The 21,006-nt window shown below is 64.3% G+C and carries 19 protein-coding genes and 3 pseudogenes; 11 read left to right on the top strand and 11 right to left on the bottom strand.

The genetic code is table 11. The annotated features are described in order from the left end of the window. Positions 1–272: 272 nt before the first annotated feature. Positions 273–716 (top strand): annotated as a pseudogene (locus tag ACVK00_RS07215) (dicarboxylate/amino acid:cation symporter); the annotation flags it as partial. Positions 717–929: 213 nt separating this feature from the next. On the opposite strand, the gene ACVK00_RS07220 reads toward ACVK00_RS07215, so the two are convergent. Next, on the bottom strand, positions 930–1,517 hold the full coding sequence (locus ACVK00_RS07220; RefSeq protein ID WP_229050698.1) for a TetR/AcrR family transcriptional regulator: 588 nt from the start codon (positions 1,515–1,517) through the stop codon (positions 930–932). 164 nt (positions 1,518–1,681) lie between these two features. On the opposite strand from ACVK00_RS07220, the gene ACVK00_RS07225 reads away from it, so the two are divergent. From ACVK00_RS07225 to cynR, 4 genes are all read left to right on the top strand, one after another. Beyond that, positions 1,682–1,930, top strand: coding sequence for a hypothetical protein (locus ACVK00_RS07225; RefSeq protein ID WP_011660840.1), 249 nt, complete (start codon positions 1,682–1,684; stop codon positions 1,928–1,930). Positions 1,931–2,056: 126 nt separating this feature from the next. Continuing rightward, positions 2,057–2,536: a nuclear transport factor 2 family protein gene (locus ACVK00_RS07230; protein WP_284895813.1), complete on the top strand. Its 480-nt coding sequence runs from the start codon at positions 2,057–2,059 to the stop codon at positions 2,534–2,536. Positions 2,537–2,977: 441 nt separating this feature from the next. Then, on the top strand, positions 2,978–3,679 hold the full coding sequence (locus ACVK00_RS07235; protein WP_228908365.1) for a hypothetical protein: 702 nt from the start codon (positions 2,978–2,980) through the stop codon (positions 3,677–3,679). A 423-nt stretch (positions 3,680–4,102) separates the two neighbouring features. Next, positions 4,103–4,990 carry a transcriptional regulator CynR gene (cynR, locus tag ACVK00_RS07240; protein WP_228908364.1) on the top strand — a complete coding sequence of 296 codons (888 nt, stop codon included), beginning with the start codon at positions 4,103–4,105 and terminating at the stop codon, positions 4,988–4,990. 86 nt (positions 4,991–5,076) lie between these two features. On the opposite strand, the pseudogene ACVK00_RS07245 reads toward cynR, so the two are convergent. From ACVK00_RS07245 to ACVK00_RS07265, 5 genes and pseudogenes are all read right to left on the bottom strand, one after another. Next, positions 5,077–5,367: pseudogene (locus ACVK00_RS07245) on the bottom strand (SDR family oxidoreductase); the annotation flags it as partial. A gap of 72 nt (positions 5,368–5,439) precedes the next feature. After that, positions 5,440–5,697: a DUF4148 domain-containing protein gene (locus ACVK00_RS07250; protein WP_284895811.1), complete on the bottom strand. Its 258-nt coding sequence runs from the start codon at positions 5,695–5,697 to the stop codon at positions 5,440–5,442. 220 nt (positions 5,698–5,917) lie between these two features. Then, a complete protein-coding gene (locus ACVK00_RS07255; protein ID WP_028362915.1) occupies positions 5,918–6,397 on the bottom strand; it encodes a nuclear transport factor 2 family protein in 480 nt (159 codons plus the stop codon). Between the two features lie 145 nt (positions 6,398–6,542). Further along, positions 6,543–7,013, bottom strand: coding sequence for a cyanase (cynS, locus tag ACVK00_RS07260; protein WP_085042838.1), 471 nt, complete (start codon positions 7,011–7,013; stop codon positions 6,543–6,545). Between the two features lie 61 nt (positions 7,014–7,074). Beyond that, complete coding sequence (locus tag ACVK00_RS07265) at positions 7,075–7,734, bottom strand: carbonic anhydrase (protein ID WP_012372075.1); 660 nt, start codon at positions 7,732–7,734, stop codon at positions 7,075–7,077. A 152-nt stretch (positions 7,735–7,886) separates the two neighbouring features. Between ACVK00_RS07265 and ACVK00_RS07270 the strand changes: the two genes are divergently transcribed. Beyond that, a complete protein-coding gene (locus ACVK00_RS07270; RefSeq protein WP_435521268.1) occupies positions 7,887–8,018 on the top strand; it encodes a LysR family transcriptional regulator in 132 nt (43 codons plus the stop codon). A 484-nt stretch (positions 8,019–8,502) separates the two neighbouring features. On the opposite strand, the gene ACVK00_RS07275 is transcribed toward ACVK00_RS07270, so the two are convergent. The 3 genes from ACVK00_RS07275 to ACVK00_RS07285 all read right to left on the bottom strand — a co-directional run bounded on the left by ACVK00_RS07275 (position 8,503) and on the right by ACVK00_RS07285 (position 10,201). Further along, positions 8,503–8,721 carry a hypothetical protein gene (locus ACVK00_RS07275; RefSeq protein ID WP_006749916.1) on the bottom strand — a complete coding sequence of 73 codons (219 nt, stop codon included), beginning with the start codon at positions 8,719–8,721 and terminating at the stop codon, positions 8,503–8,505. 223 nt (positions 8,722–8,944) lie between these two features. Further along, the gene (locus tag ACVK00_RS07280; RefSeq protein ID WP_006749915.1) at positions 8,945–9,595 is read right to left on the bottom strand and encodes an NADPH-dependent FMN reductase; all 651 of its coding nucleotides are present in this window, start codon (positions 9,593–9,595) and stop codon (positions 8,945–8,947) included. Positions 9,596–9,895: 300 nt separating this feature from the next. After that, positions 9,896–10,201, bottom strand: coding sequence for an NIPSNAP family protein (locus tag ACVK00_RS07285; RefSeq protein WP_228908362.1), 306 nt, complete (start codon positions 10,199–10,201; stop codon positions 9,896–9,898). A 257-nt stretch (positions 10,202–10,458) separates the two neighbouring features. Here ACVK00_RS07285 and ACVK00_RS07290 point away from each other — a divergent pair, with 257 nt between their 5' ends. After that, on the top strand, positions 10,459–11,247 hold the full coding sequence (locus ACVK00_RS07290) for a GNAT family N-acetyltransferase (protein WP_284895809.1): 789 nt from the start codon (positions 10,459–10,461) through the stop codon (positions 11,245–11,247). Positions 11,248–11,404: 157 nt separating this feature from the next. Here the strand turns inward: ACVK00_RS07290 and ACVK00_RS07295 are convergent, their stop codons facing one another. Further along, positions 11,405–12,742, bottom strand: a complete 1,338-nt coding sequence (locus ACVK00_RS07295) for a DUF3999 domain-containing protein (protein ID WP_284895808.1) — start codon at positions 12,740–12,742, stop codon at positions 11,405–11,407. Beyond that, a complete protein-coding gene (locus ACVK00_RS07300) occupies positions 12,739–16,137 on the bottom strand; it encodes a DUF2339 domain-containing protein (RefSeq protein WP_354123254.1) in 3,399 nt (1,132 codons plus the stop codon). Before ACVK00_RS07300 ends, ACVK00_RS07295 begins: the two co-directional genes overlap by 4 nt. Before the next feature lie 329 nt (positions 16,138–16,466). On the opposite strand from ACVK00_RS07300, the pseudogene ACVK00_RS07305 reads away from it, so the two are divergent. The 4 genes and pseudogenes from ACVK00_RS07305 to ACVK00_RS07320 all read left to right on the top strand — a co-directional run. Then, a pseudogene (locus ACVK00_RS07305) lies at positions 16,467–17,920 on the top strand (quaternary amine ABC transporter ATP-binding protein); the annotation flags it as partial. After that, on the top strand, positions 17,913–18,809 hold the full coding sequence (gene choW / locus ACVK00_RS07310) for a choline ABC transporter permease subunit (protein ID WP_006749909.1): 897 nt from the start codon (positions 17,913–17,915) through the stop codon (positions 18,807–18,809). The pseudogene ACVK00_RS07305 and the gene choW, both read left to right, overlap by 8 nt. A gap of 117 nt (positions 18,810–18,926) precedes the next feature. Then, complete coding sequence (locus ACVK00_RS07315; protein WP_284895805.1) at positions 18,927–19,925, top strand: GlxA family transcriptional regulator; 999 nt, start codon at positions 18,927–18,929, stop codon at positions 19,923–19,925. Between the two features lie 110 nt (positions 19,926–20,035). After that, complete coding sequence (locus ACVK00_RS07320) at positions 20,036–20,983, top strand: choline ABC transporter substrate-binding protein (protein ID WP_006757406.1); 948 nt, start codon at positions 20,036–20,038, stop codon at positions 20,981–20,983. The last annotated feature ends 23 nt before the right edge of the window (positions 20,984–21,006 follow it).

Consider the following 21,006-nt stretch of genomic DNA (forward strand, 5'->3'; position numbering starts at 1 on the left):
CAATCTTGACGAAAATCGATCGATAGACCGCCACATCTTGGGAAGAACCAAGCCTATTAGCGAGTGCTCGTATTTCTTGTCAATTCAGCGGCTTTTGCTCAACTTGTATGGAAAAATGAAGCGAGCAATCATGGCGAAATGATTTGCAAGCCATTGATTTTATTCATGTATGCCGCTCAACTTAACTGACAAACGATAGCCGGTGTCGTTGGTCGTTAAAACCGAGCGGATTGACATCTAAGACGAGCGAGGGGGCCCCTGCGCGGTAGTGGTTGATGTACTGCACATTTGCCACGCTGTTCATTGCGCACGCGTATGGCGTTCATCTATCGTTCGTGCAGCAGTTGTCGATGCTTGCCATCCTGATGCTGACCAGCAAAGGCATGGCCGGGGTGCCGCGCGCCTCCTTGGTCGTCATCGCCGCAACACTGGGTCAGTTCAATATCCCCGAGGCCGGGCTGCTCCTTATCATCGGCGTTGATCATTTCCTGGACATGGGGCGCACGGCGACCAATGTGCTGGGTAATGCGGTCGCCTCGGCCGCGGTCGCGAAATGGGAAAACGTGCTCGTGCCGTCGTCCGCGGATGTTTCGGTCGACGATGCCGGCGGACATCACAAGGACGGGATTCGCTCGGACGAAGAGGGGCCTATCCCTGTCGCCAGAAACTGTCGAAGTGGATTCGCGACCGCTATCCGGAAGCCAGGAAATGCGTGATTAGCTCGGCCGGCCGACCAACTGCTTCATTGGTGTCCGAGCAGGCTGCGACGACGAACTGTGCACACGGGAAGCAAGTGGACAGGCGGTGGCGCGAAAGCTGGACGACGGCAGGGTGCCTCTGTGCAAGTGGAGGAACTGGGTTACTCGGCCGAGAGGCTCTGCATCCATGAAACGCGACACCGGTGTTGATGTCCACGCGGAAAGGACCCGTCAGGCAGCTTTGGACCTGCGCCTTGTTGAGGCGCCTTCTTCGATTCTCGCCAGTACACGCTTGCCCGAATCCACCACTGTCGAATCATGTGTCACCTGATAGCGCACAATCATGCCTTCTACGCAGAGCATCGCATCTGCGGCGACGGTAGCAGGCGACTGGAGCCCGAGGCGGCCAGCAAGTTCAGAAATGTACTGCTCAAGTGCGTGCTTGTGGGATACGGCCTGCTGAAGGTGCCCCGGGTCTCCCGTCGATCCGGCTTCGGCGACCACATTGATAAAGGCGCAACCACGGAAGTCTTCCTGCGCAAACCATTCACCTAAGGCTTCCGCGATGACGGACAGCTCGGCACGCTGAGCAAAACGAGCCTCCACCTCTTCGACAAACCAGTGCATCCAGAACTCATGACGACGGTCCAGGAACGCTGCAATAAGTTCGCTCTTGGAGGCGAAGTGCCGGTAAAGCGACATTTTTGCGACGCCTGACTCGGCGATGATCTTGTCGATGCCCGTGGCACGGAACCCGTCCTGATAGAACAGGCGCGCCGCGGTTTCCAATATCCGGTCGCGTGCGGAGGGTTGTGACATTTCGGCCCCTTTTTTGCCAAATCATGCCTCCATTATGGCAGACAGACCTGTCTCTGCACAGGCGCCGAGAGGCACAGAAATTTCTTGACAGACAGACCTGTCTACACCAATATTGAGACAGACCTGTCTCAATCATTCAAGGTCGGTACGTCAAGGAGACTGTCATGTGCCCCTCAGATTGCGAAGTCACTGCCCTTCATCAGGCTCTGCAGGCCGATAAGTCGAATCCGGCCACATGGCGCTGGTACAGCGACCTGGTCGACAACCAACGACTCGCGCTTCGCCTCAAAGAAGACCAGTGGGTCGTCGCGATTGACGGCAGCGACTTTGCATGCGCCGAGGGGCTGTACGCGGCCGTGCGTTGGGCGCACATCATGACGCACTCGGGCGGTTACATCACCTTCGCGGTGTAAGCGAGCGAAGTCCGCCCTGCACACGGGCTAATCGCCAGACTAAGCGATCGAGAACACGCAGCACTGCTCTTATCCACCCTTCGGCCCGGTATCGGGTCTTCATCCACCAGCCACTGAGGTAACACCATGTCGACCAACACTGAACTCCGTCCGCCGCTTCCTCCTTTCACACGCGAATCCGCCATCGAGAAAGTCCGTCTCGCGGAAGACGGCTGGAATTCGCGCGACGCCGCCAAGGTCGCGCTCGCCTATTCGCTCGACACGAAATGGCGCAATCGCGCCGAGTTCGCGAACAATCGAGCGGAAGCGCAGGCGTTCCTCGAGCGCAAATGGAAGAAGGAGCACGAGTATCGTCTGATCAAGGAACTGTGGGCATTCGGCGGCAATCGCATTGCCGTGCGCTACGCCTACGAATGGCACGACGACTCGGGCAACTGGTTCCGCTCCTACGGCAACGAGAACTGGGAGTTCGGCGAGGATGGCCTCATGCAACACCGCTATGCGTGCATCAACGATATGCCGATCAAGGAATCCGAGCGCAAGTATCACTGGCCCCTGGGCCGTCGGCCGGATGATCATCCCGGCTTGTCGGAGCTCGGCCTCTAATAGCTGGGCTGATCGTGTCGCTTCGATTGGAAGTACGCGGGGAAACGAAGGCAACGGTGAGGCAGTCTCTGCGACGACGGCCTCCCGAAGTTTGGTATGACGGAGCATCCCCACCCAGCTTGGGAACTCCAGGGTGTCTCGCCGTCCTTCTCACCTAGTCTGCCCTCTAGCGATTACTGCCCACTCCATGTGGGCAGTAAGCCTTGCAGCCCTTGCTTCTGGAATCCACTGCGTCTTCTCTGGTGGATAACATACGGACTGAATGGCATCCTGTTTGCATTCGGAACGGAGAACCTTGGTGGGAAGGAGTTTCCGCAAACACTAGGCTTCGGCAGCGGGATGGCTCGTGGTGCAGGCCGTGCGAGTGGCAAGGCACCGGATGCGGGATACAGGTGAATGCACGCCCATAGACCCCACTCGCTCTCTCACTCGAATCCAAGGGTGGACCAAAAAGGGCCAACGGGGCTTTTCGCACGTCTCCACAACAGCCGCTCAATGTCGCGCGTAGCTTTTGCAGACATCGCAAAAAAGCAGGATAACGAAATAACGCCGCACAGCGACATTATGGTTGGTGCGCCCAAACTCGTGCAATACGGGTCGCGCCTTGCTTGCGCGGCGCGCTCCACTTCCGAGTCGGTAGAGTTGGTGCCGATCGACTCAATTATGTCAAACGAAAATATTGAATCACCGCTCGACCACTTCCTTGGCTGGTACTCCTCACTGCCGACGGAACAGCAAGAAGTCATCGCCTTGAGTGCGCATTTCATTCCAGGTTTCAACATTGACGTCGCAGAAGCGATCGAAAAGAACAACGCAGCAGTTCTCTTTGCTGATCGTGTTGTGTCATATAGAGACCGTTCATCGAGCGAACGCTGTGCGGCAACGGTCCTTCATATGTGCCTCGAACATATCGCGTTTGCTAACCAAGGTACCGGCAATTGGCGTGAGCGACAGGCAGCCCTTCGCGAGTATGCCGACGACTTTGGATATCCGGCGCTTCACGATGCAGCAAACGCTGCACAATTTAAGCACGCGCAGTGGGTGCAAACTCGCAAGAAGTGGAATCAGCTGAAAGCTGGTCCGTTCTCCATTGATGCCATCTCCAACTTTCGGGTCTTCGGTCCAAGTGGAGCAGCCTCCTGAAACGCCGGACACGGTCACCCACCTACGATAACGGGCAGGCATACGACTGTGGTTTTGACCAACACTGTTGTAAGACTCGGGCAACACATCGCCCGGCGTTTCGCCGCCGAGCAAACGAACGGTCGAAAGTGCGCGCGACCGCACGACACAGAGCGGGAGGTCGATGGCAAGCAGAAAAGGCGGACACGATGATCGCTCGAACGAAGATCATTAGGAAAGTCTACGAACCAAAATAATTTCCCTCAGCGCGAGCGTACTAACGGCCCGGTTCAGCGTATCCGCAACCCATCGACGACCTCCCTCACGATCGGCTTGGATGCGTGCGTTGATTCGATGGATGAAGGATGGATGCGAATTCCAATAGCGTCCAAGACTGGTTTGCGATAGATTCGATAGGAATAGCCAATAGGTGAGGGAATTCCCGTGCTGCTACGTCATATCCGTTACTTCCTTGCAGTAGCAGAACAGAAGAACTTCACGCGCGCTGCCGAGGCGCTTCATGTATCGCAGCCCACCTTGTCGCAGCAGATCCGGCAGCTCGAGGACACCCTGGGAACACAGCTGTTCGACCGTTCAGGCAGAACCGTTCAACTGACCGACGCGGGAGAGGCGTGGATGCGTTACGCCAAGCTCGCGCTACAGGACCTTGATGCAGGTGTGAGGGCGATACACGACGTGGCGGAACTGAGCCGGGGCAGCCTGCGTTTCGCAGTAACGCCGACCTATACGGCTTCCTTGGTCGGGCCGGTCGTAGATGGCTTTCACCAGCTGCATCCTGGCATCAGGATCGATATCCGCGAACTCACACAGGATCAGATGGAGGCGCAGCTTGCGGACGACAGGCTTGATATCGGTGTCGCATTCCATCCGGCCTTTTCGGTCGACATCGAAAGCCAACCCCTCTTCGCGGAAACGCTGAGCCTGGTGGTAGGCCGCAACCACCCGCGTGCCGCACGCCGCAAGGCACTCGCGGGGCCTGACTTTGGCAAGGAGCCGCTGGTCTTGCTGAACGACACATTCGCGACGCGCCGGTTCATCGATGAGCATTTTGCGCGTCACGCTATTCGACCGCTTGTCGCAATCGAAGTGGATACGATCGGTGCAATCGTCGAGATCGTGCGTCGCGGGCAGCTGGCGACGGTTCTCCCTGATCACATCGCACGCGTGCAAGAGGGCCTACATCCCGTGCCGATCGATCCCCCTCTGCCAACGCGTACGGCTGCCATCTTGGAGCGCAAGGGTGCGTATCGCACTGCGGCAAGCAGGGCGTTCTTACAACTGCTGACTGAGCGGTTTGGAAAGCCGACGTGACCACCACCGACATCGACGGCGTTGCGTAGTTGAGTGACTTGCTTCGAAGCTGATGCAGCGCGAGCGGATTGGCCCGCAACAGCGCGTTTTGCCGAGATCATCGACAGGAAGCCCGCTTTTGCTGACTCGTCGCCGCCTCGGTAACGATCCGACATTTGGGTGGCGACCGGCCTTGGCGTAGTTGCGTTAGCATGCGCGCCGACCGCGACACCTTCCACTGCTGGGCGCTTAGTCAAACCGTCAGCCGAGTGTTTGCTGGCCGTAGATTCGGCGGTATCGACAATGCCGATGTGGGCTGCGATCGAGGCAGCGTTCACGATCGAATTCGGTGTGATCCTTGCCGCATTGGATGCTGCAACTGACGATCCGCCGGACATAAACACATCGAGGCGACTCGCCCTTTGTGAGGCGGCGTACGACTCGCTTCGTCGTAGCCGCTTGGTCTGGCGTCACGAGCCGTGGAAAACCGTATCGTTCAGGCGTTGCAGCGTACCGTCCTGCTCGGCCTGGATCAGCTCGTTGATCACGGCGCGGCGGGTCAGTGCGCGCTGGGCTTCCGGCGCTGCGTTCCGCTGGATCAACGGTGCAGCGGAGTGGTAACCCGGTGAAGCCGCTTCTGCGGAAGAGGCAGCAAACGCGGTCGTGGTGGAAGCAGCCAGCGTGAGTGCCGACAGGACGTAAGAAATGTAGCGGATGCTCTTGTTCATGATGTTTCCCTTTCCTTGTTTCGATATAGATTAAGCAGTGCTAACGGTAATGGTGTTGCGGTTCGAAGTTTCTGCTAGCCGAATCACCGGACGAGATTTGCGCACCACCCGACAAAACTAGCAGTACCAGTGAACGTCAATACACGCTCAACAATCCGTCGTTCTTCGCAACCGGATTGTTGGGCGCGAACCACTCATCGCGGCTGTAACGATCCGGGCTTCAAAGCCCCAACTCGCTCAGTCCCGGATGATCATCTGGCCGACGGCCCAAGGGCCAGTGATACTTGCGCTCGGATTCCTTGATCGGCATGTCGTTGATGCACGCATAGCGGCGCTGCATGAGGCCATCCTCGCCGAACTCCCAGTTCTCGTTGCCGTAGGAGCGGAACCAGTTGCCCGAGTCGTCGTGCCATTCGTAGGCGTAGCGTACGGCAATGCGATTGCCGCCGAATGCCCACAGTTCCTTGATCAGACGATACTCGTGCTCCTTCTTCCATTTGCGCTCGAGGAACGCCTGCGCTTCCGCTCGATTGTTCGCGAACTCGGCGCGATTGCGCCATTTCGTGTCGAGCGAATAGGCGAGCGCGACCTTGGCGGCGTCGCGCGAATTCCAGCCGTCTTCCGCGAGACGGACTTTCTCGATGGCAGTTTCCAGCGTGAACGGCGGAAGCGGCGGGCGAACTGCTGCGGGTGAAGTCATTTCGGATCTCCTTGTGGGGGACAGCGCACTGTTGGTGCTCGACGTGGAGCGCGGCCCCGTCATCGTGCAACCCGAGAGCGCAAGGCCGCCCGAAGCAAGCGCGGCACCGGTGCTCAGTAAGAATTTTCGTCTTTGCATCATGGGTTCAGAACGGCTTGGTCGGCAGATACTTGCCGTTGAGCGTGATGACGGCACGCTCGCCACCTTCCGGGTCCGGAACCTTCTGGATATCGAGTTTGAAGTTGATCGCGCTGATGATGCCGTCGCCGAATTTCTCGTGAACCAGCGCCTTCAACGTCGAACCGTACACCTGCACCATTTCGTAGAAGCGGTAGACGGTCGGATCGGTCGGCACGCCACCCGGAATGCTGCCGCGCACGGGAATGGTTTGCAGCAGGCGCACGGCGTCGTCGTCGAGCCCGAGGCGTTCGGCGACGAGCTTCGCCGCATTCTCCGGCAGCGCATGCTGACCGAGCAGCGCGGCTGTCGTGTATGCGAGGCTCAGGCCAGTGCCTTCGTTGATGGCTTCGAACGTGAGGTTCTTGCGCACCTTCGCGTCGACGATCTTTTCCGTCAGAGCTTCGCGTGCGTTCGGTGTGACTTGCGATTGGGTCATGATGTTGCTCCTTGAGTAAATCAACCTGGTGAGATCGGCAGTCGGTGTGACGAGCCGGGAATCAGAGCGCAGCCACGCACTCGGCGGGCGTCGCGGTGACATCGGGATGCGCGGCGAGCGGCACGAACTGGCGAGTCGCGGCGTCGAGCGCGTCGATCGAGCCGGATTCGATGTCGTAGACCCATCCGTGCAAATTGAGGCGGCCTTGCGCAAGTCCCAGTGCAACGGAGGGATGGGTCTTGAGATTGTCGAGCTGTGCGATGACGTTCTCGCGCACCATCGAGTCGACGCGCTCGCGCTCGCCTGCATGTTCACGCGCCTCGTTGACGAGCTTCGCCGAGTCGGCGTAGCGCAGCCAGTTCGCGACGGCGGGCATATGGTCGAGGCACTTGCACGTTGCGACGGCCGTCATCGCGCCGCAGTCCGAGTGGCCGCAGATCACCACATCCGTCACGCCGAGCGCGGCCACTGCATATTCGACGGTAGCCGACACACCGCCCGGCTCGGGACCGAACGAAGGCACGATGTTGCCGGCGTTGCGGATCACAAACAGATCGCCCGGTTCGCGCTGCGTGACCAGTTCGGGAACCATGCGGCTATCGGAACAGGAAATGAACAGGGTGCGCGGCGTCTGGCTGGTGGCCAGCTTGCGGAACAACTCCCTGCGTGCGGGCATGATGTCCCGTTGAAACTTCAGAAAACCGTCGATGATCTCTTGCATGGTCAGCTCCATTCAGTCTGGCGTTCGTCGCCGCGTCGGTCAGTGCGATGCGTTGAATGGAGAATGGACCTGTTCCGTCATAGCGTCCAAGACGGGTTTGTGATGATAACCATAGGAAATACCAATTGTTATCGCGGACGAGGAAATTCGCCGTGCTGTTGTGTGATGTCCATTACTTCCTGGCCGTCCCGGAACACCGCAATTTCACGTGCGCCGCCGAGGCACTGCACGTTTCGCAGGGGGCCCCTGCGCGGTACGGAGTGGCGTGCCCTGACGTTCAGTAAGCCCGCGGCGCATACGCACAAGACCCCCCCTAGATTTCCGGTGACGTGGCGAAATGGTCACGGAGTCAACAAGGCGAACCTATGTGATCGAATAGGGGGGGGCTCCGTGTTCTCGCTGGATCATGAGATGAACCCATTACGAGTGCCGGGAAGCCGGACAAGTGGCGGAAGCCGTGACGCATTTGATGATGGCTCCCGTCAATGCTAGTCCCGCCGAGTAGAGTGGTGAGCGGAGGTGGCGTGGGAGGCCACTGCCGCTATAGTGCTCGGCCAATCTTGACGAAAATCGATCGATAGACCGCCACATCTTGGGAAGAACCAAGCCTATTAGCGAGTGCTCGTATTTCTTGTCAATTCAGCGGCTTTTGCTCAACTTGTATGGAAAAATGAAGCGAGAAATCATGGCGGAATGATTTGCAAGCTATTGATTTTATTCATGTATGCCGCTCAACTTAATTGACAAACGATATGTCGGGCGCTGTGCTCAGGCCTGCGTGTCGACCCAGAGGCGTCCCCAGCGGGACGCATACGCGAGCGCGTGTTCCTCTTCGAAGAAGAAATCGATCGCGTCGAACGACACGGCGCGCGGCGACGGGCCGCCGCTTGCCTTCTCGATCGTCAGGTTGGCGGCGAACAGCCCGTTCGGCAGCCGGGCGGCGGCGGGGGCGACTTCGTAGCCCTTGTAGCGGATCGTGCGGTTCATGGCGTACGCATGGAGGATTCGGGCTTTCAGCGTACGAAAACCCGCCGCCCGCGTGAACCAATCTTTCGGCCAATGCAAATCACATGGCAGGCCTGATCGTTATCGGGACGGGGAGCCGGCATGAAGCAGGGGCGTCGGCGCGGTGCGTGCCGGCGCTTCGGACACGCGCCGCCCGCGCGCGGCGAACGTCGTCGGCTGGGCGCGGGCGGCGGGAAGACTGCGGTCAGTGGTTGGCGATCTTCAGCACGGGGGCGAGCACGTCGACCGATGCGGCATGCGAGGCCGCGCGATGCGACGCGAACGCGAGCGCGAATTCCGCTGCTTGCGAGCCGACGGTCTCGAGTTGTGCGACGACCTTCGGATCCGAGCAGCTGTCGGCGCTGTCGAAGCGCGTTTCGAGCGTGTTCACGGTGGCGCCGAACGGGGTCGGCCAGCCGCGCAGCGCGTGGACGATCGAACGCAGCGACGTCAGCACGGTGCCGGCGGCCTGCCAGCCGTAGGCGGTGACGATCAGGCCGACCGCGCGGCCGTCGAGATACGGGCGCTCGTCGGCGCGCAGTTCCTCGAGCGTGTCGAGCGCGTTCTTGACGAGGCCGGACACGCCGCCGTGATAGCCGGGCGTCGCGATGACGATCGCATCGGCTTCGCGCACGGTGTCGATCAGCTCTCGCTGCGCGTCGGTCAGCGTCTTGTGTTCGGGGGCGTAGTGCGGCAGCGTATGCAGGAACGGGCCGTCGAACAGGCGCGTGCGTGCGCCGGCGGCTTGCGCGCCGCGCAGCGCGAACGACAGCGCGCGCTCGGTCGACGACGCGGCCCGGGTGGTGCCGCCGATGCCGACCACGAACGGGCGGCGGTGTTGATCGAATGCAGTCAAGGGGCGCTCCTTGGGATGGCTTGCCCGGCTAAGCACAGGCTTAAAACCAGATGGTAACGACCCCGCCGCCACTCTGAAAACGACTTTTCGTTCTATCGATATGCCGTACACACAGGGCGAGCGTGCGCGCGGCGACGCAGATGGATAGCAGAAATGCTTGGTTGGGACGGCGTGCGGCCCTCGATAAGATGGGCCCGTCTCCTCCATGATGTCTCTACTGACATGGGTTGGCCCCGCCGCGCGGATGCTGGCGGGGCTTTTTTTCGTCCGCCGCCGGAAACGGGGCGCGATGCACGGCGATTACTCGAACACCGGCCGGAAGAAGCTGCGCTCGTAGCTGACGATGCAGCGTGTTTCCTCCGCGTAGCGGAACGCGGCCTGGCAGGCGGGATCGTCCTTCGAGCGTTCGCGGTAGCGCTCGTACTCGGCGAGGCTCGGGAACGAGAACATCGCGAGCGCGATGTTGTTGGCGCCTTCGGATGGCAGGAAGTAGCCGTGATGCGTGCCGCCGAATTGCTCGACGAGCGGAATCCACATCTTGCCGTAGGTTTCGAACTGGTCGAGCTTGTACGGATCGATGACGTAGCGAAGGAAGCAGGTGACCATGAGCGCGCTCGGTACGGTGGGGGAGCAGCGAGTCTGGATGGAGTCGTCGCACGTGTCAACGACGCACGCGACATTGCTTGCACGAACAACGATCGGCGCTCTTTCATGCGTACTCGACGACGCACCCGAAAGCCGCGGCACGCACCGTTGCAACCGTCTCGCCCGCGCGCATTTCCCCAAACTTTTACGACATTTTTTCTTGCGACGGCGGCCGGCGCGCTCATAGACTTCGGGCATCCCAACCACGGAGTATTGCAATGTCGATACCCTGGAACGCGATCGCCGAACGGTCCTCTACCGCGCTGCCTTCCGTGTGCGCCGATCGGGTGATCGTCCGGCGTTTCGATCCGGCAGTAGACAGCTATGCGCAACTCACGCCGATGCTGCATCGCGCATTCGCGCGGCTCGGCGCGATGGGGCTCAACTGCACGTGCGTCGACCAGGACGAAGACGTCACACGCCGCCGCGCGCAAGCGGGCGAGTGCTACGTCGCCGTGTGCGGCGGACGTGTGATCGGCACGGCCACGTTGTATGCGACCGATCCGTCGTCGGCCTGTTCGCTGTACCGGTGCGAAGGCGTCGCGAGTGTGCGGCAGGTGGCCGTCGATCCCGACTGCCAGAGCCGCGGGATCGGCGCGTTGCTGTTGTCGTTCGCCGAGCAATGGGCCGCGTTGCGCGGCTATACGCTGCTCGCGCTCGATACGCCGCATCCCGCTTCGCACCTGCTGGCGTTCTACGGCGCGCAGGGTTTCGAGGTCGTCGACACGATGCGCTTCGCCGGCAAGCGCTACGACAGCGCGATCCTCTGCAAGCGGCCTGTCGCGCGCTTCGCGCGCCGCATGTCGCCGGCGTCGCGGCTGGCTGCGCGCGTGGCGGCCGTGCGGCGTCTCGCATATGCGTTGCCATCGCGCGTGGCCGCGGTGGCCCGGCGCGACCTGCACGTGCGCCGTGTCACCGGATGGGCGGCACGACGTGCGGCCGGCGCTGCGAGCTGCCGCTCGTCGCCGTGGCGGCCGCGTCAGCATGGTCGCATCGTGGCCCGGTAACGGCGTGCCTGATTGCGTGGCGCGCATGCCGATACCGAGAGGGACCCGGTCGACGAATTCGCGCGACGATCGTACGCGATCGCGCGTTGCGATTGTCGAAAAAATCAGGCACGCGCGGTAAACGGCGCATCAAGAAGGACACGAATGCGTGTCGAGGTTACGCGTCGCCGCCGCCTTTCGCGAGGCGCCACGCAATCGTGCCGAGCACGCCGACCGCAACGACCAGCGCGCTCCACAGCACGTAGCGGCGCATCGCGTCCGTATCGGCCGCCGCCACCGGCGCGACCGTCGATACCGGCAGCGCCGCGCCGACGCGCGCGGGCCGCACTTCGGGCGCCATGCCGACCAGCAGCGCGTCGCGGCTCACGGCCGACGACACGAGCGCCGCGTCGCCGACGCCAAGCGTGAACGGTGGCGCGCCGCGCGCGACGAAAGTCAGCGCGGCGGGATGCCAGCCGATCGCGACGGCCGGCTGGCCGCCGCCGAGCCCGCCGTTGCGCATGTCGACGACGATCCGCCACGCGCGATCCGGATTCGGCGCGAACGCCAGCGGCGGGTTGCGCTGTTCGGCGCCTTTGCCCTGCAGCCGGAACAGCACGGCGCCAGCGACGTCGCGCCACGGCGCCTGCGCGTCCGGGCGACTCTGCAGTGTTGCGCGCGCAACCGTATTCGGCTGCGGCAGGTCGATGCGCACGCGGTCGACCGGATACGCGCCGTCGGTGTCGAACCGATACTCGCCGGGTGTGCTACCGGCCCGCACGTGCACGGCGTCGCGCCATTGGCGCGGCACGGCCGCGGTATCCGCCGTGCGCGCATCGTGCGGTTGCGTTTCGATCTCGATCGACGCGATCGCGGGCGCGCCGTCGAGCCAGTCCAGCCGCAGGTAGCGCGGTGCCGCGCCTTCGAGCGCGATGCGTTCCTGCACCAGCATGTCGTCACCGTGGCCGACCTTCAGCAACTGCGTGCTGCCGAGCGGCCGCCAGTTGCGCAGGTCGTCGCTCTCGTCGACGGCGACACGCCCCTGGTAGCTGTCGTCGCCCACGTGCACGAGCAACGCGTCGATGTCGCCGTTCGCATGCGACAGGTCGACGAGATCCGCGCCGCGCTTCGCACGCGACGGCGCGGCGACGGCTGCGCGTAGCGCCCCGTCCGGGCCGACCGTCACGCCGAGCGATGCGTTGCCGTTGTCGGCGCGCGCAGGCGGCAGCGGGAACCAGTGCACCGGCGTGCGCGACGGCGGTACAGCGGGCGCGGCGGGCGCGTCGAGCGAATACGGCACCGGCTCGCCGGCGCCGTTGAAGATGCGCACGTCGCCGAGATCGTCGCGCCGGCTCGCCGCATACACGGGCTGCGGCACGGTGAGCTGGTAATACGCGGCGCTGCCGTCGAGGTCGAGCGAGAAGCGTTGCGCAACGCGTCCGGCGCCCGGCGTGCCGTCGGCCGCCGCGAACGACGCGAGCAGGCTCAGTCCGAGCAGGGCTGCGAGTCGCTTCATCGTGCGTCGTCCGGTTGGGCCGCGGCTTTCGGCGGCAGCGGCGAGAAATAGCCGATCAACAGCAGCAGGACGCCGATGCCGATGAACGACACGATGCGCTCGATGCCGGTCACGTGCGACAGGTCGAACAGGAACAGCTTGACGACCGTGAGCGCGAGCAGCGCGGCGCCGACGAACCACAGCGGACGCAGCCCGCGGCGCGTGGCCCAGATCGTGATCGCGAGCGCGCAGAGCGTCCAGTACACGGACACCGAGGCCTGCACGAGCGTCGATTCGGCCATTGCGCCGAATTCGTACGGGACGCCGGCCCAGTGATGCAAGGAGCGCAGCAGGATCGCGTTCAGCCACAGGAATGCGGTCGCGCCCGCCGCGCTCAGCAGTTCGACGCGATAGTTGCCGAACGACCAGCCGAGCTTGCGCGTGCGCACGAACCACGACGCGGCGAGCGCATAGACCACCGCGAGCACGAGATCGAGCGGATTGAGCAGCGGGATGCGCGCCCAGCTTCCGCCGTCCTGCGTGAAGTTCGCGTAGAAGGTCCACACCCACATCACGACGATCAGCGGCAGCGACGCGAGCGCGCACACGCGGGCGATGCCGTCGCGGCGCGTCAGCCACATCCCGGCGAACGCGAACAGGCTCCAGCCGACCATGAACACCTGCTGGATGCCGAACGACGACAGCACGGTGTCGATGTCGTAGGCCTGATGGAAGCGGTGATGCAGCGTGCGCAGCATCAGCGCGTTGAACCACAGGAACATGGTCGCGATCGCCGCATAGTCGACGACGCGCGGGTGCCATGCGATGCCGAGTGCCTTCAGGCGGCGCAGCCATGCGACGAACGCGACGAAGACCAGGCACTGCGCGATGTCGAGCGGATTGAGCAGCGGCAGCCAGAAGAGCGGCGCTGCGTTGCCGTCGCTCGTCACGCTGGCGATGCTCCACAGCCACAGCAGCGCGGCGAGCGGCGCCGCGCCCCACACCTGGTAGGCGCGCGGGAACGCCGCGATGGGCCAGCGCAGGCGCGAGCCGGGGCCCGATACCAGCAGGAGCAGCGCGCCGAAGCCGTAGGCCCACGCGCTCCAGCTCCATGCGCCTTCGGGCACGAACGCGCGCAGGCGCCAGAAGCCTTCGAGCGATAGCAGTCCGCACACAGTCCAGAACGTCAGCGTATGCAGCGGCGCGATGATGCCTGCGGCGACGGCTTGCCCGTTGCCGGGCGCCGCGCCCTTCGCGGCTTCGGCGCCTGCCGCGCCGCGCGACTGGCGCCACAGCAGCGCGAGGCATGCGCCGATGGCGACGGGCCACGCAAACGCGCCCATGCCCGACAGCGGCGCTTCGTGCGCGTCGAACGCGCGCAGCGCGAGCAGCGCCAGCACCGGCGTCAGCGCGAGCGCGGGCCATTCGGCAAGCGGCCAGGCAAGCCGGCGGCGCGCGACGTGCGCGAGCCATGCGGTGCCGGCCGCGAACAGCGCGGTCGCGTCGACGACGAAGCGGTCCGCATGCAGATCGACGTGACGGCTCGCATAGACGAGGATTTCGTGCAACCCGCCGCTGACCCACCACAGCAGCCCCCACGCCGCGGCCGCGGCGCCGATCTCGGGCATCCACGCGTGCCACGCGCGCGCTTCGTCGCGTCCGTGCAGCCACCAGCCGGTGAACAGCCCGGCGAGCGCGATCAGCAGCATCGCGATGGTCGAGCCGTTGAGCACGGGCAGCGCGGTGGTGTCGGCCGGCCCGAGCAGGCTCGTGAAGAATGCGCCGGCCGCGGCCACCTGCATCAGCAGCCCGAAGCCGAACCGCAGCAGGCGTTTCTCGCGCACGCCGAGCCAGACGACGGCCGCGCCCTCGATCGCCCACGCGGCACTGGTCGTCGGGCCGGAGAACGCGAGCGGCACCGCGAGCGTCGCGAAGATCACCGCGAGCGCGAGCGTGGCTTCGAACAGCAGCGCGAGGCGCTCGCGGCGCCGTGCGAGCCCGGCGGCGAGCGCGACGTAGAACGCCGACAGCGCGACGGCGCTCCACGCGAGCCCGAACGGCATGTCCTTCACGAGCGCGGCCTGCAGCGCGGTCGCGACGATCGGCGTGCCGAACACGAGCGTGCCGTCCACGTAGTGCCGCAACGCCAGTTCGCGTTTCACCGCATACAGCAGCGCGATGCCGACATACATCAGGAAGAACAGGATGAGGAACGGCTCGGTGCTCGCGAACAGCGCGGGGCGGTAGGCCGTCACGCCCCACGCCGAGCCGATCGTGAACGTGAACACGAAGCCGAGCAGGTTCAGCGGACGCCAGGCCTTGAACCACGCGATCGCGAAGATGCCCGCATTCAGCAGTGCGTAGTAGCTGAACAGCGCGACATGGTTGCCCTGGCCGGTCGACAGCAGCACCGGCGCGAGAAAGCCGCCCGCGCTGCCCATGAACGCGAGTGGCAGCGCGTTCTGCCGCACCGCGAGGAACGCGCTCAGCGCGCAGACCGCGACCATCAGCGGGAACGCCGCGCCGACGGGCAGCAGTGCGTAGAGCTTGGTCGCGGCGAATATCGTCAGGTACAGGATGCCGATGCCGCCCCCCTGCAGCACGAGGCCGTACGCGGCGCGGCGCGCACGCACGCGCCAGCCGATCGCGAGCAGCGCGGCCGCGGCGAGCGCCGTGCCCGCGAGGCGGAATTCGATCGGCAGCATGCTGTTGTCGGCCGCGTACTTGAGCAGGAACGCGACGCCGAAGAACAGCACGATGATCCCGACGCGCACGACCGTGTTGCCGCCGAGCAGCCAGTCGCGCGCGGCGCGGAATGCGCGCTCGGCAATGCCGGGTTCGCTGGGCGCGGGCGGGGCGGGGCGAGCGGGAGTTGCGGGCGTTGCGGGAGCGTTTGACGTGGGATGGCCGGCGGCGGGCGCTGCGGTTGCCGGTGCGGGCACCGCGGCAGGAACCGGCACCGAGGTGGATGCCGGCGTGGCAGCCCGGGCGGCCGCGGGTTGCGCGGGCGGTGTCGGTGTCAGTGCCGGTGGCGTTGCCGAGGCCGCAGGCGGCGGTGTGGCGCCGGCCGCGCTGGACGAAGGCGTTTGCGTCGCGCTACCGGCCGAGCCCGCGCCGGCTTTCGCGCCGGCCAGCTGGCTGCGCAGCGACGCGACTTCGCGCGTCAGCGTCTCGACCGTCGCTTCGAGGCGCGCGACACGATCGGCGAGCAGTACGGGCGTGGGGGGCGGCGTCGCGGGCATCGCGAACGCGTTGGGTGCGTCGGGCTTGTTCCCGAGCTTCTGTTGCCGCAGCGCGTGCCCGATGCAGAACCCGACGGCGGCCCCGAGCAGCGCGCCGTTCGCGGCTGAGAAATCCCCGATCAAGGCGGCGATGCCGCCCACGACGAAACCGATTACGGCGAATGCCCAGTTCAACGCCTTGCTCCCTCTCTCTATCGTTATCGTCCTTCGATCCGGAATGCACCGGATCGAGGCGGTTTCAGCACGCCCGGCAGGCGAACCGGCATGCGCGCGCCATCGGCGTACCATCGAGTGAAAGGCCCGCGGCAACGTCGCGATCAGCGTGTTTGCGGGCAATGTATCACAGCGGTCGTCGCGGATTTTTCGGGTTGGCGCGGTATCGCGGCGTGCGCCGTTCGGTGTCGCCGCGCGGCCTTTTGCACGGTCATGCTTTTTACGGGTGAATGCGGTGTTTTCTTTCGTCTGAGCAGAGCGGCGCCGGAACGGACGTGAAATTGTCGTAAAGCGACGCGCACCCGAGGCGAATTGGCGCAAAAAGCCATGCGATGCGCGCCGCGCTGCTGCGCACAAGTCCGGCGTGTGATGCCCGCCGTTGCTGGCTGTGCGCGTATTGCGTTGCCGCAAACGGGTGCCGCCGCCCGCCGCGGCCCGCCAGGCGGGGCTGGAGGCCGTGTCGTATTTGCGCAAGCGTTTGTCGTAATTCGTCGGCAGGTCGGGGTTTTTTCTGGCAACTATGTAGGCACGCTATGCGACGCGTGAGTCCCCGCTACACGAGGAGAAGGTTTCAATGGATGCCCCCAAGGTCGTGGTCGAAGGTCTGTGCAAGGTATTTGGAAGTAACCCGCAGCAGGCGCTCGACATGCTCGCCGCCGGTGCGACGAAAGACGATGTGCTCAAGCGTACCGGTCAGGTCGTCGGCGTGCACAACGTATCGTTCGACGTGCAGGAAGGCGAAATATTCGTGCTGATGGGCCTGTCCGGCTCCGGCAAATCCACCCTGATCCGCCTCGTGAACCGGCTGGTCGATCCAAGCGCCGGCAAGGTGTTGATCGACGGGCTCGACGTTGCGTCGGCACGCCGCTCGGCGCTGACCGCGCTACGCCGCAAGGACATGAGCATGGTGTTCCAGTCGTTCGCGCTGATGCCGCATCGCTCCGTCGTGTCGAATGCCGCGTTCGGCCTCGAGGTCGGGGGCGTCGGCAAGAAGGAGCGCGAACGCCGGGCAATGGAAGTGCTCGAGCAGGTCGGTCTCGCACCGTTCGCGCACAAGCTGCCGTCCGAGCTGTCGGGCGGGATGCAGCAGCGCGTCGGCCTGGCCCGCGCGCTCGCCGTGAACCCGTCGCTGATGATCATGGACGAGGCGTTCTCCGCGCTCGATCCGCTCAAGCGCCGCGAAATGCAGGACGTGCTGCTGCAACTGCAGAAGGAACAGCGCCGCACGATCATGTTCGTGTCGCACGATCTGGAGGAGGCACTGCGCATCGGCAACCGCATCGCGATCATGGAAGGCGGTCGGCTCGTGCAGGTCGGCACGCCGCAGGACATCATCGCGAACCCGGCCGACGACTACGTGCGCGCGTTCTTCGACGGCATCGACACCAGCCGCTACCTCACTGCCGGCGACCTGATGCAGACGGGCGCCGTGCCGACCATGTCGAAGTTCGATGCCGCGAACGTCGCGGCGACGCTGAACGGCAGTGCCGAATACGCGTTCGTGCTCGACGCCGCACGCAAGATTCGCGGCTTCGTCACGCGCGATGCGCTGGGTCAGGCCACGCCGTCCGTGCGGCCGATCGAAAGCATCCGGCGCGACGCGACGCTCGATCATGTCGTCGCGCGCGTGGTCGCCAGCCCGAATGCACTGCCCGTCGTCGACGACGACGGCTGCTACTGCGGTTCGGTCGACCGCGCACTCATCCTGAAAGCCATCACGCGTTCGCGAGGTTCCCATGTCTGAAATGATTCCGCTCGGTACCTGGGTCGACCGGTCCGTTCACTACCTGCTCGACCATGACGCGGCAACGTTCGATGCGATCGGCCGCGCGATCGAGGGCCTCGCCGCGTTCGTCGAGCACGGACTGCAGGCGATCCCGATGTGGCTGATGATGGCGATCTTCATCGGCGTTGGACTGTGGCGCGTGGGCTGGCGCTTCGCGCTGTTCACCACCTTATCGCTGCTGCTGATCTTCGCGACGGGCTTCTGGGACCAGACGGTCATCACGCTCGGCCTTACGCTGTCGTCGACGATCATCAGCCTCGTGCTCGGCATTCCGCTCGGCATCTGGGCCGCGAAGAGCAAGCTGGTCGCCGCGATCGTGCGTCCGATCCTCGACCTGATGCAGACGATGCCCGCATTCGTCTACCTGATTCCGGCCGCGATGCTGTTCGGTCTCGGCCGCGTGCCGGGGATCCTGTCGACGGTGATCTTCGCGATGCCGCCGGCCGTGCGCCTGACGAGCCTCGGCATCCGTCACGTGAACCGCGAGATCGTCGAAGCCGGCCAGGCATTCGGCTGCACGCCGTGGCAGCTGCTGTACAAGGTGCAGTTCCCGAATGCGCTGCCGTCGATCATGCAGGGCGTGAACCAGACGATCATGATGGCGCTGTCGATGGTGATCATCGCATCGATGGTCGGCGCGGGCGGCCTCGGCAACGACGTGCTCGCGAGTATCCAGCGCCTCGACATCGGCCTCGGTTTCGAAAGCGGTCTGTCGGTCGTGCTGCTCGCGATCATTCTCGACCGCATCACCGAAAGCTTCGGCCGCGCGCCGGGCACCGTGAAAGCACCGCTGTTCTCGGGCCTGAAGCAGGTGTTCCGCGCGAAGGGCGCGCCCGCTCAAGCCTGAGCCACCGGCGGCCGGTTCGTCTTCCGGCCGCCTTCTCCGATCCGATACCGGTTTCCGCGGCGTGCGCCGCGGGACTGGCGTCCTGCAACCTGCTCAACCGTTCGCCAGGAGCCCGATGTGACGTCCGCCGCTGCCGCCGTGCCCGCCGCTCGCGTTTCACCGGTTTCGTCCCTCGCCCATTTCGGCTTCCTTACGCTGCCGAATTTTTCGATGATCGCGTTCTCGAGCGCGGTTGAAGTGCTTCGGATGGCGAACTACGTCGGGCGCGCCGACCATTACCAGTGGTCGATCTATTCGCTCGACGGCGCCCCCGTGCATGCCAGCAACGGCATCGCGGTGCGGCCGACCCAGGCGCTCGACTACACGAACCTGCCCGACGTGATGATCGTGTGCGGCGGGATTCGTATCCGCGACGTGGTCGACGACGGCGCGCGCGACACGCTCGCGGCGCTCGCCGAACGCGGGCTGCCGCTGGGCGGCATCTGCACCGGCGCGTATGCATTGATGGCCGGCGGGCTGCTCGACGGCTATCGCTGCACCGTGCACTGGGAGAACCTGTCCGCGCTGCATGCGGAGTTTCCGCAGGTGGGGTTCGCCGACGAGCTGTTCGTCGTCGATCGCGACCGGCTCACCTGTACCGGCGGCACCGCGCCGCTCGACCTGATGCTGAACCTCGTCGGCATGCGCTTCGGCCAGCAGCTCGCCGCGCAGGTGTCCGAGCAGTTCATCCTCGAGCGCATCCGCAGCTCGACCGACACGCAGCCGATTCCGGTCGACGCGCGCGTCGGCTTCTCGCGCGCGGAGCTGATCGAGGTCGTGCGCCTGATGGAGGCGAACATCGAGGAGCCGCTGTCGCTCGAGGAACTCGCGCGGCTCGTGCGGCTGTCGCAGCGGCACCTGCAGCGGATGTTCAAGGTGTACCTGAACGTATCGCCGACCCACTATTACCTGACGCTGCGGCTCAAACGCGCGCGCGACCTGCTGCGCACGACCGACGCGTCGATCGCGCGCGTGACGACGACGTGCGGATTCCATTCGCCGTGTCACTTCAGCAAGGCGTATCGCGCGCAATTCGGTCATGCGCCGAGCTACGAACGGCGGCTGCCGGGGCGCTGACACGGCCCGCGCGAACCGTTCGGTCCGCGACGCCGCCGGGATCGCGGCGCGCGGCTTCAACAATCGATCCCGCAACCATGAAAAACGACGTCACCTTGAGGAGAAGACAGATGAAGCGCCTATTGATCGCAACGGTATGCGGGATCGGGATCGCCGCGCCGATGTCGGCCGTTTATGCGGCCGACCCGCCCGTGTGCAAGAACGTGCGCTTCGCGGACGTCGGCTGGTCCGACATCGCGGCCACCACCGGCCTCGCGTCGACGATGCTGCAGGGGCTCGGCTACGCGCCGACCAAGACGATCGCGTCGGTGCCGATCACGTTCGCCGGCATCAAGAGCAAGCAGATCGACGTGTTCCTCGGCTACTGGTCGCCGACGATGGATCCGATCATCCAGCCGTTCACGAAGGCCGGCACGATCAAGGTGCTCGCCACGCCGAACCTGACCGGTGCGAAATACACGCTCGCGGTGCCTGACTACGTGTACCAGGGCGGCCTGAAGTCGTTCGCCGACATCCAGAAGTACGCGGACAAGCTCAACGGCAAGATCTACGGGATCGAGCCGGGCAACGACGGCAATGCGCTCATCAAGAAGATGATCGACACCAATCAGTTCGGCCTCGGCAAGTTCAAGCTGGTCGAGTCGAGCGAGGCCGGGATGCTGATCGAGGTGAACCGCGCGGCCCGCGACAAACAGTGGATCGTGTTTCTGGGCTGGGAACCGCATCCGATGAACGTGCAGATGAAGATCGATTATCTGACCGGCGGCGACGACGTGTTTGGCCCGAACTACGGCGAAGCGAAGGTGCTGACGGCCACGCCGCCCGACTACGCGCAGCGCTGCCCGAACGTCGCGAAGTTCGTGTCGAACCTGCAGTTCACGACGGCGATCGAGAACCACGTGATGGTGCCGATCATGAACAAGGAAGACCCGAACAAGGCCGCCGCCGCGTGGCTGAAGGCGAACCCGCAATCGCTCGAGAAGTGGCTGGCCGGCGTGACGACGCTCGACGGCAAGCCGGGCCTGCCCGCGGTCAAGGCGTATCTCGGCGTGCATTGAGCGGCAGGGCATCGACGTCCCGC

This window comes from Burkholderia sp. PvR073 (assembly GCF_054055695.1).